Here is a 12,465-nt window from a genome sequence, read left to right as displayed (position 1 = left end):
CTTAACGATATGTTGCCGTCTGTTAAGAGCAGCTAAGACATGTGAAGGGGACAGCCCCAGCAGACTGCCCCTCTCGGAACGATTTTGTCAGACCACTTTAACGGGGTGGAGGAACGGCCTAAACAACTTGGCTAGATGATCGCCGAAACCTGAAATGATGAGGTGCAGCGACGGGATGACGATCAGCGACAGGATAGTCGAGACGAGCAGGCCGCCGATCACCGCAATTGCCATGGGTGCTCGAAACTCTCCGCCATCACCGATACCGAATGCCGAGGGCAACATGCCGCCCGCCATAGCAAGCGTTGTCATCACGATCGGCCGCACCCGTTCGAGGCAGGCTTCGACGATCGCTTCCATCCGGGAATAGCCATGCGCTTCCCGCTCGATGGCAAAGTCGACCAGCATGATCGCATTCTTTGTGACGATACCCATAAGCATCAGTATGCCGATCATCACCGGCAAGGAGATCGCATAGCCACTCAGGAAAAGCGCTGCGGCAACGCCGCCGATCGACAATGGCAAGGAGGCGAGGATGGTGAAGGGCGACAGAATGCTCCTGAAAAGCAGGATCAGGACGATGAGGACGAGCATGATCCCCGCTCCCATGGCGACGGCGAAACTTTCAAACACTTCGCCTTCCGTGTCGGAATCACCGGTGGCCTGAATACGCACGCCGTCAGGCAGGTTTTTGACGCTGTTCAACTGCAACAGAAGTTCCAGCCCCTGCCCCGAGGTCAGGCCGTTTGCCATATCGGCGCCAATTTCGTTTCGCCGTTGGCGATCAAAACGGTCAATAGCCGAGACAGTCTGGTCGAAACTGATTGTCGCGACCGCGGAAAGCGGTACCTTTTTCCCATCAGCGGCGGGCACGCTGAGGGTCTCGAAGATCGACAACTGTCCGCGTTCTTGCTGGGCAAGCCTCACCCGGATCGGGATCTGCCGCGACGCTTCCATGAAATTGGCAAGACGGCTGTCAACATCGCCGATCGTGGAAATGCGTAGCGTGCTGGCAATCGCGTCGGTCGATACGCCGAGCATCGCTGCCCTGTCAGTGTCGACGGTTACGTGCAGTTCGGGACGCATGGCCGCGTTATCGCTTGCCGGACCGATGAAACTTCCCTTGCCGGCCATCTCCCTGAGAATATCGTCGGTGACCTTGCTCACAACATCTCCATCGCTGCCGAGGACGGAAAAGGATATGTCTCGTCCGCCACGGTCGTTGAGGAATCGCAGGCGAGCATCGGGCGTATCGCCAAGCGCTTTTGCAAGCTCCATCTCTATGGCAAAGGAAGACCGATCTCGCTCCGTTTTGTGCGAAAGATCAACAGAGACCACGGCAAATCGCACATCCTGCTGGCCGCTCATGCTCGAGCCAGCACGCACAAACACACCCTCGACTTCGTCAAGCTTCCCGATGACGGATGAGATCCCGTCGGTGAGACTTCGAGTTTCGTCAAGCGTCGTACCCGGCGGCAATTCGACCGTCAGCGTCAGACGTCCGGTATCTTCTGCCGGCAGGAACGTGGTGGGTAACGAGATCAGCGAAACGATGGCCACGGCAAACAGACCCAAGGCAGTGCCGACTGTCAGCCACCTCCAGCGAAGCGTTTTTCGCAATAAGGCCTCGTAGCTGACGGAAAGCGGCCCCTTTGGCACGTCCTCCGGCATTGCATTGGTCATGACATGAGCCGCCATGATCGGCGTGATCAGCCGTGCCACCAACAGCGAGAAGAACACGGCGATGGCTACCGTCAGCCCGAACTCGCGAAAATACAGGCCAACGACACCGCTCATCAGCCCGACCGGCGCAAAGACCGCTATGATCGTGGCGGAGATGGCAATGACGGCTAGTCCGATCTCGTCGGAGGCATCAAGTGCGGCCCTGTAAGCAGATTTTCCCATGTTGCGGTGGCGCACGACATTCTCGATCTCGACGATCGCATCATCCACCAGAATACCGGTCACCAGGGTGATCGCCAGAAGACTGAGAATATTGAGGGAAAAACCAAGCAGATCGAGCGCGAAGAAGGTTGGAATGATCGACAGCGGCAAGGCCACGGCGGCAACGATTGTCGCTCGCCAATCGCGCAGGAACAGAAAGACGACAACAATGGAAAGGACCGCTCCCTCCAGAAGCGTGTTGATCGCCGAGCGATAATTGCCTTGCGTGTAGGACACGGTGTCATCAACGAGGCTGAAACGCAGATCGGACCGCCCCGCCTCCAGTTGCTTCACGGCATCGGCAACTGCTTTCGCCACGGTGACATCGCTGGCGCCCTGAGAGCGATAGATAGCGAACCCGACGATATCCGCACCATTGAGACTGGCAAATGACCGAGGTTCGGCCACGGAATCCCAAACATCAGCGACATCCGCCAGTCGCACCGACCCTTCACCTGGCAACGACAAGCGCGTCTCGCCCACGCCGGCAATCGTCTCGGCCGCAGCCGCAGTGGTCAGAACCTGTTCGCCGCCTTCCAGATTGCTGCGTCCACCCGAGCGATCGAACCGGTTTTCTGAAATTGCCTCGTTCACCGAACTGGCCGACAGCGAAAGCGCCTGCAGCCGGTCGGCATCGAGTTCGATCAGAACTTCCCGATCAGCGCCACCAATCCGCTCCACGCGCCCCACGCCCGACAAGCCTTGAAGCGCACGCGTAACCGTATCATCGACGAACCAGGAAAGTTCGGCCTGGCTCATCCCTGGGCTGAAAACAGCATAGGTAACGACCGATTGCGCCTCCTCCTCGATCCGTTCGATTACCGGTTCGTCGATCGTGCCTGGCAGATCACCACGGATACGCGTCACAGCATCGCGAACATCCGCCATGGCTCGATCCGGCGAGATCACTCCGAGCTCGAATTCAACGGTCGTGACCGAACGCCCTTCGCCGATGCTGGACGACATCTCCTTGATTGACGGCAGCGAGGCGATCGCGTTTTCGACCAGCCGCGTCACCTCTGTTTCAAGCTCGACCGGCGTCGCGCCGGACTGATCGACGGTGACCTTGACCGCCGGCGTTACAATCGTCGGAAAATAGGTGATCGGCAGTTTGACGAAACTGTAGAAGCCGACGACGGTCAGAACCACGAAGAGCAATATTGAGGGCAGCGGATTGCGGATGGCCCATGCGGAGACATTGCCGTTCATCGCGCCACCTCCGCGCTTCCGACCACAAGTGAGGCTGCAAGCTGGTCTCTCGCGAGGCGCTCGGATGCGGCGGGAACAGGTCGTACCTTGTCGTCGTCATTGATGAAGCTGCCGGATTTCAGGACGATCATCTCTCCACCCTTGAGGCCATCGGTGATTTCGACAAAACCGTCTTGTCGCGCGCCCACCGTCACGGATCTCAAGCGGGCCGTCCCATCGGTGACGACGAGAACATTGCTTGCACCGCTAACGGTTTTCACCGCGCTGCCGGGCAGAAGAATGTTTTGCCGGGACGAGATGCTGATGCTGGCACGGGCGAAGGCGCCCGCTTTCAAACCTGTCGTTTCTTCGAGGGCAATCCGCACTTCGCCGCTGCGGGTCAGCGGATCAAGCTCGGCCGCATTCAACCGCACCACACCGTCAATCGCACCATCATGGCCCGTCAGGCTGACACTCGCTTTCATGCCTTCACCAAGTCGGGCGAAACTCGTCTCGGTGACCTGCGCCACAAACTCAATTTCCGCATCGCTGGCGATGACGAACAAAGGGCCACTGGTGTCGTTCGCAATGGCGCCCAACCGGGCGGCTCTTCGCAAGACCAGCCCGGCCTTGGGCGCGCGCACTGTGCTGCGTTCGATCGTCAGCTCGATTTCGCGCCGCTCGCGCTCAACCAGCGCCGCATCGGCTTCCGCCAAGGCAAGCGATTGCCGGGCAAGTCCCAGTTCCGCTAGGGCACGGGCATGCGCATTTTCGTGTTCATCGAGAATTTGTTGCGATACCGCGCCCTTCGGCTGTAGCGCCTGACTGCGTTCCAGCACTTTTCGCGCCTGCGCTTCGCTAACCCCGGCAACCTCAAGCCTGCTCGCCTCCACTTCTACGGCTGCCTTGGCACGTCGGATAGAGACCGAATTTTTGTCGAGCTGCATGAGGGCATCGGTCTTATCCAGCATGGCAAGCGGCTGCCCCTGACCAACGACCTGTCCGACGTCCACCAGAATATGGTCGAGTGCCTTGCCCTGGAGAAGTGGGTGGACTTGCACTTCTTCGCGCGCGGCAAGCGAGCCCACAACCGGGATCGTTTCCGTTAAGGCTGCCTTTTGAGCGACGATGACGCTGACCGGCATCGGCTCCTCGGCCCGGGATATGCTCGTCAACAAAAAGCAAAGAGCCAGCGCACCGATGACGGCGCGCGCCTTCGACACGCATGATCCGGATATTCCATCCATGAAACGACCTTCCGTTTGATCCGCGGTAAATGCGGATATTCGGATGAGACCGTAGCGACCACGTCATTGTCGGGTATGTCATCGCGTTACGAAACGTTGCATCTTCTCCGAATCTAGCCAAAGCTTTTCCCATGCTCTTGCACGAGTTGAAGCTAGAAGCCCATCATTGCCGGCGCGGTATCACTGTTTTCGTTGAATTATGCGGGCGATACGCTTCAGCAATAGACGACAGGCGTTCGATTGCAGGAAGCTTGCCGAGCAACAATGCGGGAGCACCCAGCGCCAAAGATTGAGATCCGCCCAATGGAAAGGCGCGATCAAAATCGCCGCCCCCAGATCATTATCCATCGTCACCGCTACCAGAAAGATTTTCAGCAAGCAGGCACGCGGATCATAACAAGGAAACAGGTGTGTGCCGCGACAGCAACACCACGCACGCAAAGATGAGTTGAATAGTCAATTTTATTGTGATCACCTGCGCGGCGCGGTAGCAGAGATCAGGTTCTCGCGGCAGGGTAAGCTATGGCGACAAATGGGGACGATCTCCTTGGCGTATTTTTGCGGCATCGGCCGAAGCTGCTGAGTTATTTCTCCGCACGGTCGCTCTCGCGTGAAGAGTCCGAGGATCTCGTGCAGGAGGCCTGGATCAAATTGGCGCGCAATCGCGACGCCGCCTTTGCCGCACCCATGCCCTACCTGATGCGAATCGCTCGCAGCCTCGCCATCGATTTCGGCCGGGGAAGGAAGCGCGCGTTGACCACGACAGAGATCAACGATCTGCTGCAGGTCGGCGACGAGCGTGCGACGCCGGAGAAAGCGTCTGAAGACCGCGATCAACTGCTCGTTCTCCACCGGATCATTCAGGAACTGCCGCGACGCCAACAACGGATGCTGGTTGCCTCAAGAATAGAGAACCGCAGGCACGCAGATATCGCGAGCGATTTTGGCGTGTCTGTGCGGACTGTCGAGATGGAAATCCGCAAGGCGGTGTTTTATTGCGACCAACGCCTGACCGATATAAATCAACTCTAATATTTCGCTTTTTCCGCTCATGATCGTTTATGGATCAGTGGCCAAGTGCGCGAGGGCAGTTGGCGAACACTGAAAGGGGCTGTCGTGAGCCGGGACTTGGAGGATTTGAAGAGCGAGGCAACCGCGTGGTTGGTCCGGATCACCTCCGGAGATGCCACGCGTGATGATGCCGATGCCCTGATACGCTGGCGCTCGATGAGTCCTGACCATAACCGGGCGTTCGAAGAAACCGTTCTCCTATGGAAACAGATGGGCCGTGCAATCGCCCCGGCTCAAAGACATAGCCTGTCACGGCGGTCCATCATCCTCTCCGGCAGCATTGCGGCAAGCGCGGCCCTGGTGGGCGTCGGGTTTTCCAATCTCGGGTATATTCCGTCACTGACCGCGTTGACGTCGGACTACGCAACCGCAGTCGGCCAGCAAAGCACGATCGAGCTGCCGGATGGATCGCGGGCAATACTCGACGGCGACTCCGCGTTGTCACTACATTATTCTCCCACGGAGCGACGCCTTGATCTCGCCAGCGGTGCGGCCGTTTTCGAAGTCGCGGATGAGGCCATACGCCCATTTGTGGTGACCGCCGCGAATGGCGAGGCGAGCACATTCGGCAAGAGCTTCTCCGTCCATCACGGCTCTGGAGATGTCTCGCTTGAGTGTCTGGAGGGGTCGCTTGAAGTGCACTGTCGAGGGACCGCCGCGCTGAAAGGCGGCGAAGCCGTGACCTATTCAGCGGAGGGACTGGGCACCCACTCTGCTCTGGATCTGGAAACGGCCGCTTCCTGGAGAACAGGACTTCTGATCTTCAACAATCGATCGCTTGATGATGTGATTGCCGACGTGAACCGGCATCGACGCGGCAAGGTCATCATAGCAAGCCGGAACCTGCGCACCCGCCGTATGTCCGGGGTATTCCATCTGTCGCGACCGCAGGAGATCCTGCGCCACCTTGAAGTGACCCTCAACGTCCAAAGCTACTCCCTGGCCGGGGGCGTCGTCGTTTTGCGATAAATTATTCGAAAAATGCCTTCCGGCATTTCGGGTCTGCGTTTTCCCATCGTCTTAGTCATGGAAGGCCGACGTTCATCGGCCAGTGATTTAATGCACAGAGGGGGCAGTGATGGCGAAACGGGATGTGTCTGGCGCGGAAGAACATGGCGCGATTGTAAAATCGTCGGGACGCCGTCCGGTTCTCGCACTCGCAGCGCTGGCATTGTCCTGCTCGGTGGCACTGGCCCAGAATGCCAGCTATTCCATCCCCTCCGGTCAACTCGACACCGGACTGACACGGTTCGGCTTGGCGAGCGGCATCCAGGTTCTCTATGACAGCTCTGTCACGGCAAGCCTGCGCACCCGCGGTGTCAGCGGCGCCAAAAGCCCGCAGGAAGCGCTTGCTGAACTCCTTCAGGGAACGAACCTGACCTATCGCTTCACAAGTCCAACCAGCGTGACAATCTTCAATCCGACCGTCACCGCGACGAGCTCTTCGGGCGGTGCAACCACACTGCAACCGATCATCGTGCAAGCCGATGCCGAGGCAGGCTGGGGACCGGTCGAAGGTTTCGTCGCCACGCGCAGCCTCACTGCGACGAAAACGGACACGCCGCTTCTGGAAACGCCCCAGGCGATTTCCGTTGTCAGCGCCGATCAGATCGAGGCTCAGAATGCCACATCGGTTGGCGCTACCCTGCGTTATACGTCCGGTGTCAACGGCGAGACGACGGGTGCGGCGGACACCCGTTATGGCGGTTTGGCAATCCGCGGTTTCGACATGAACAGTGAGGCCTTCTTCCGCGACGGCCTGAAACTCCCTGGCACCGCTTACAGCGATTTTCAAACGCTCGACCCATATGGTGCGGAGCGCATCGAAGTGCTCAAGGGACCAAGCTCCATCCTCTATGGGCAGAATGGTCCCGGCGGCCTGGTCAATTATGTCAGCAAGCGCCCCACAACCGAAACCATCCGTGAAGTCTCGATACAGGGGGGAAGTTTCGGCCGGGTCGAAACCCATTTCGATTTGGGCGGCGCCATCGGGGAAGGCTCGGACTGGAGCTACCGTCTGACCGGGGTCGGACGCTCGAGCGGCTCGCAGGTGGATTTTGTCGATGACGATCGCTTTTTCATCGCCCCCGCCCTCACCTACAGCCCGGACAAGGACACATCGCTGACCATTCTGGGAAACTACCAGCGCGACCGCGCAGGATGGGGCCTGCAATTCATGCCGGCACTCGGAACTGTATTCAGCAATGACGGCCGCAAAATCCCGGTCGACCGCTTTCTCGGTGAACGCGACTTCGACCATTACAATACCAGTCAGGCCTCGATCGGCTATCTGTTCGAACACAGTTTTTCCGAAGATCTCACCGTCCGCCAGAATGTGCGGTATTCCCACCTCTCCAACGATCAGGAGATCGTTTATGGCGGGGGTTATCTCGGCGACCCCGCAGACGGGACCCTGGCCCGCTATTCGGACAAGGGCCAATCGAAGCTGAATACTTTTGCCATCGACAATCAGCTTCAGTACGAATTCGATACCGGTCCTGTCGAACACACGCTGCTCGCTGGCCTGGATTATCGATGGACCCGCTTTGCGGACAAATCCGACTACTACGACGCGGATCCGATCAATGTTTTCGATCCCGTCTATAGCGGAGCTCCGACATTTGGCGGCAATACACGCGACGCGGTCACCAGCCAGCATCAGGTCGGCATTTACCTGCAGGACCAGATCAAGATCGATCGGTGGTCCTTTGCCTTCGGCGGCCGTTACGACTGGGCATCGACCGAGGTCGACGACCACCTGAGCGGCGGCAATGCCGATAAGTCGGCTTCGGATTTCAGTAGCCGCGCAGGCGTAGTCTATACATTCGACAACGGAATCGCGCCCTATCTCAGCTACACGGAATCTTTCTCGCAGCCACTCGATGTCGACGCTGACGGCGCGCTCTTCGAGCCGGAAACCGGTCGCCAGTGGGAAGCCGGCGTGAAATACCAGCCAACGGGCTTCGACAGTTTTTTCACCGCGTCCGTCTTCCATCTCGTGCGCGACAACGTCATCCGTTACGACGCGGTCGGCGGATCATTTGCCGCGGTGCAAACCGGGCAGATCACCTCTCAGGGCTTTGAACTCGAAGGCGTCGCGAGCCTGACCGACAGGTTCAACCTGCGTCTGGCCTATACCTATCTGGACGTGGAAATCACCAAGGATCCCAACGGCGGCAACCAGGGCCGTTGGCCAACGACCATCCCCCGACATACGGCCTCGCTCTGGGGTGATTATCGCATCAACGACGGCTCAGTGCTGGACGGCCTCGGTTTCGGACTTGGCGCCCGCTATGTCGGCTCAACCTTCGGCGACGACGCCAATTCATTCAAGGTGCCGGCGGCAGTCGTTTTTGATGCCGCCGTCAGCTTCAAGCGCGACAATTACGAGCTTTTGCTGAATGCCAGCAACCTGTTCGACAAGGAATATGTTGCGTCGTGCTTTAATGACAGTTTCGGCTGCTTTTATGCAGAAGGACGCAGGGTTATGGCGAAGGCAACAATTCGCTGGTGACCAGCATTCTCCTCAATCGCAGGGCTTTCCTCGGGGCGTTGGCGCTGTCGGCGTCAACGCTTCCCGCATTCGCCAAAGCTCGCCCCGAACGCATTGTTTGCCTGGAGTGGACGGCGGCCGAGATGGTCTGCGGACTTGGCCTTTATCCGGTTGCCGTCGCCGATCTCGGCGGATACCGGGACTGGGCCGTCGAGCCGCGACTGCCTGATACGACGATCGATCTCGGTTCGCGCAGCGAGCCGAACATGGAGGTGATCCGAGCGCTTGCTCCTGACCTGATCGTCACGGCTCAGGGCTACGGTGTTGACGAGCAGCAGATGCACCGATTGGCACCGGTGGTAACACTTCCACTTTACGACGGCAGTTCTTCGCCTCTCAATGTTTTGCCAGCCGAGACCCGCAGGCTTGCTGCGATCATGGGCCGGCAGAACGAGGCGGAAGCGCTCATACAAAACGCCTCGCACGATTTTGATACCATAGCGAAATCCATGCAGGGGCGTGATGTACCTCCTGTCGCCGTCATCAGTCTGTTTGATGACCGCCATGTCCGGCTTTACGGCAAGGGCGGGTTGTTTCAGGACGTGATGGACAGGGTTGGAGTTACCAACGCCTGGACAGGTGAAACATCGGACTGGGGATTTTCGACCGCGAGCATCGCCGATCTCGTCCGCCTGGAAGATGCGCTCATTCTGTCGCTGGATCCGGTCCCTGAAAACGTGTCCATCAGAGTGAGGCAAAGCACGCTCTGGAAAAACCTGCCCGCGGTACGCAACAACATGATCATCAGCATCCCACCGGTATGGCCCTACGGAGGGATTGGCGCCGCCCGGCGCTTCGCGCATTTTATGGCAGCTGCGCTGAACGCCCGATGAGCGCATTCATGAGAAGAAACGGACGGTATCTCGCCCTTCTGGCGCTGCTTGCGGTCCCATCCGCCCTTCTCTCTATCCATGCGGCATTGGCGCTCTTGCCACTTCACGACTGGCCGACAGCTTTGCTGCAGACTGACTTGCATGATCCTGCTCAACTGCTGGCGCGTCATTCGTTTCTTCCCCAGCTCGCTGTTGCACTGGTCGCGGGGGCAGCCCTGTCATTGTCGGGCGTGTTGCTGCAGCAATCTCTCAAAAACCCGATCGCCGAGCCGACCACGCTTGGCACATCCGCCGGCGCCGGCCTCGCTTTGACCATCGCCACGATTTTTGCGCCATGGATGCTGGAATACGGGCGGGAACTGATCTCGCTTTTTGGCGCAACCGTTGCCACCGCATCGGTTTTGATGATCGCCGGGCGGGGACGCCTCTCCGTATCCGTCATCCTTCTCGCCGGCATGATCGTATCCATGACGGCTTCGGCAACGACAGCGATTTTCCTGTCCCTCTTCACGGATTACATGGGAGAACTGTTCGTCTGGCAGAGCGGGTCGCTTGTCCAGAATGGTGACAGGTCGGCGATCATCCTGATGTTCTGGTTTGTGCCGGCGGCCTGCCTGACAGTATTGCTGAGGCGGCCTTTTTCCATGCTTGGTCTCGAGGATGAGGCGGCTTCCTCGCTCGGGCTGAAACCGTGGGTGTTTCGCCTCATCGCGATCAGCCTCGCCATTTCGCTTGGCGCCAGCGTTGCTGCGGCTGTGGGGGTTATCGCATTCGTTGGGCTCGCCGCTTCGGCCTTCGCGAAGGCGACGGGGGCCAGATCGTTCGGCCAGGTGGCGGGACGCGCGACGATAATCGGCGCCCTGCTTCTGCTTCTCGTCGACCGGCTTTCGGACGCCGTGTTCCCGGGTGAATTGCCGGCCGGATCGCTCACGGCATTGATTGGCGCGCCACTGCTGTTTTTGCTCATTCGCAGGCTACCCGGCGAATTCCGTCATCGCTCAACCGTCAACAGCCGTAAGCACCCTGCCGGTGTCGCAACGTTTTTGGGGGCATGTGTCGTCATCATAACGTTGAGCATGATCTCCCTGGCCGTCGGGCCGACAGCCGGAGGCTGGAGCACAGGCGCAGTTTCACTGGCCTGGGATACGCTGGAATACCGATGGCCACGCGTTTTGGGCGCAGCCTCGGCCGGCATATTGCTCGCGCTGGCCGGTGGCACGATGCAGAAGATAACCGCAAATCCCCTCGCCGCGCCGGAGGCGCTGGGCGTTTCCGGTGGCGCCACAATCGGCGTACTGGCGCTTCTCACGGTCACCGGCGGCATAGACCAGTTCCATCTCGCACTGGCTGCCGCACTTGGCGCTGTCGGCGCAGGTCTGCTCGTCAATGTTCTGACCCGAAACGACAGCTTTGCCGCCGACCGTCTGCTCCTTTGCGGCCTTACTGTCACGATGCTGGCGACGGGTTGGGCTTCCGTTTTTCTCGCGACAGGAGACCCACGTACGGGTTGGGTCATGAGCTGGTTGTCAGGTTCGACCTACCGTCTGGCCCCTCACCAGGCCATGTTCGCGTCGGTCATATCGCTGGCCGCTTTCGCTGTGATCCCGTTTGCCGAGCGATGGCTCACCATTCTGCCACTTGGCAAGACGGTGGCCTCGTCGGTCGGCGTGCCGGTGTCGGCGGCATGGGGCGTCAGTTTTGCATTCGCCGCAATCGCCACCGGTGCCGCGACCTTGCTGATAGGCCCTTTGAGTTTCATCGGACTGACTGCCCCTCACCTGGCAAGATTGTTGGGATTTCACGACACAAGATGTCAGATGTTTGCAGCCGCATGGATTGGTGCCGCCATCATGATCCTGGCTGATTGGCTGGGTCGGATTGTTGTATTCCCATGGGAAACGCCCGCCGGTATCTTTGCAGCATTATTGGGCGGACCTTACATGCTTTGGGCATTACGCCGACGCTGACGCAAAAAGCCCGCTTCACCTTGAGCGGAATAGAACCGTCGACCCGGCAAGTTATAACTTCGCAGAATCAATGCTGTGATTCAAACCGAGCGGCTCCCCATGGGAGAGCCGAAAGGGAAATGAACGACCTCCTCATCGCCCGGCTGCGCGAAGCGTTTCCAGAAGACGGCATGCTGGGTAAAGAGGGCGGCGAGATCGTTGGCACATCAGGACGCATCTGGGTCATCGACCTGAACGGCGCAACGTTCAATTATGTCCGCGGCAGCCATAACTGGGCCGTTTCAATCGGTCTATGTGAGGAGAAGCGCCCATCCTTCGGTGTCATCCATGCTCCAGCTGGGGACATAACCCGCGTGGGAGGTAAGAATGTTCCGGCGCTGTCGAATGGCGATCCGATAAACCGCTGCCAGCGTAGTGAGCCCAACGGGTCAGGAGCGGTTTCATCTGTATTTTTATGATATTTTTGTGAGAATTTTCGCGGCTTTTTTCGACCGTTGGGGTTATGCCCGGCGTTACGCCCCCCGCATGGCCGGCGCTTTTCAATATTGTTTGTGGGAGGCCTGATGACGTCGAGAGTTTTATATGTGACGTGTAATTCAGTGGAACTGAGCCCTGCGTGCTGCATAGCACTTGCTCGGCTCTATTCCGTCCGTCCATTCACA

Annotated in this window: 8 protein-coding genes; 6 read left to right on the top strand and 2 right to left on the bottom strand. The window is 58.9% G+C overall.

Translation table 11 applies throughout. The features are described from left to right. Positions 1–87: 87 nt before the first annotated feature. Positions 88–3,153, bottom strand: coding sequence for an efflux RND transporter permease subunit (locus GAO09_RS23715; RefSeq protein ID WP_153358409.1), 3,066 nt, complete (start codon positions 3,151–3,153; stop codon positions 88–90). After that, positions 3,150–4,379: an efflux RND transporter periplasmic adaptor subunit gene (locus tag GAO09_RS23710; protein WP_153358407.1), complete on the bottom strand. Its 1,230-nt coding sequence runs from the start codon at positions 4,377–4,379 to the stop codon at positions 3,150–3,152. The genes GAO09_RS23715 and GAO09_RS23710 overlap by 4 nt, the downstream gene beginning before the upstream one ends. 522 nt (positions 4,380–4,901) lie before the next feature. Between GAO09_RS23710 and GAO09_RS23705 the strand changes: the two genes are divergently transcribed. The 6 genes from GAO09_RS23705 to GAO09_RS30600 all read left to right on the top strand — a co-directional run bounded on the left by GAO09_RS23705 (position 4,902) and on the right by GAO09_RS30600 (position 12,261). Next, positions 4,902–5,411 carry an RNA polymerase sigma factor gene (locus GAO09_RS23705; protein WP_153358405.1) on the top strand — a complete coding sequence of 170 codons (510 nt, stop codon included), beginning with the start codon at positions 4,902–4,904 and terminating at the stop codon, positions 5,409–5,411. 96 nt (positions 5,412–5,507) lie between these two features. Further along, positions 5,508–6,419, top strand: a complete 912-nt coding sequence (locus GAO09_RS23700; protein WP_235938433.1) for a FecR family protein — start codon at positions 5,508–5,510, stop codon at positions 6,417–6,419. 109 nt (positions 6,420–6,528) lie between these two features. Further along, positions 6,529–8,964, top strand: coding sequence for a TonB-dependent siderophore receptor (locus GAO09_RS23695; RefSeq protein ID WP_209018818.1), 2,436 nt, complete (start codon positions 6,529–6,531; stop codon positions 8,962–8,964). After that, entirely contained in the window at positions 8,961–9,836 is an 876-nt protein-coding gene (locus tag GAO09_RS23690) for an ABC transporter substrate-binding protein (RefSeq protein WP_324185453.1), read from the top strand. The genes GAO09_RS23695 and GAO09_RS23690 overlap by 4 nt, the downstream gene beginning before the upstream one ends. An 8-nt stretch (positions 9,837–9,844) precedes the next feature. After that, positions 9,845–11,803, top strand: a complete 1,959-nt coding sequence (fhuB, locus tag GAO09_RS23685; RefSeq protein ID WP_209018817.1) for a Fe(3+)-hydroxamate ABC transporter permease FhuB — start codon at positions 9,845–9,847, stop codon at positions 11,801–11,803. Then, positions 11,728–12,261 (top strand): inositol monophosphatase family protein, encoded by a 534-nt coding sequence (locus GAO09_RS30600; RefSeq protein ID WP_153358401.1) that lies wholly within the window; start codon positions 11,728–11,730, stop codon positions 12,259–12,261. The genes fhuB and GAO09_RS30600 overlap by 76 nt, the downstream gene beginning before the upstream one ends. Positions 12,262–12,465 lie beyond the last annotated feature (204 nt).

Source organism: Endobacterium cereale, assembly GCF_009617585.1.
GTDB lineage: Bacteria > Pseudomonadota > Alphaproteobacteria > Rhizobiales > Rhizobiaceae > Neorhizobium > Neorhizobium cereale.
The sequence above is the reverse complement of the archived record's forward strand: the minus strand, read 5'-3'. Positions and strand labels throughout refer to the sequence as shown.